The sequence below is a fragment of the Pseudomonas schmalbachii genome, assembly GCF_017589465.1.
In the GTDB taxonomy this organism is placed as follows: Bacteria; Pseudomonadota; Gammaproteobacteria; order Pseudomonadales; family Pseudomonadaceae; genus Pseudomonas; species Pseudomonas schmalbachii.
In genome coordinates, this window is sequence record NZ_JAELYA010000045.1 from 1 (window position 1) to 244 (window position 244).

At 61.9% G+C, this 244-nt stretch carries 1 protein-coding gene; it reads right to left on the reverse strand.

The annotated features are described in order from the left end of the window. The coding region (locus JFY56_RS24845) for a hypothetical protein (RefSeq protein WP_208316824.1) at positions 1-244 on the reverse strand (244 nt) is incomplete at both ends.

Below are 244 nucleotides of genomic sequence, written 5' to 3' on the forward strand. Positions count from 1 at the left end.
TCTTCGTGCCGCCGGTCTTGGTGACGCTGTTATAGGTGTCGCCACCCATGGTCACGCTGTTGTAGTTCACCGTGCCGTCGTCGTTGATGTCGTACTTCACCGAGCTCAGGTCCAGGTTGCCGACATCGTCGCTCAGGGTATCGATCGCCGAGTTGGTGGCGAACAGTTGCGAACCGTTGATCGCGTCGGTGCTGTCCGCGCTCAGGCGGCCGGCGGCGACGTTGGTGATGGTCCGCTCGTTACC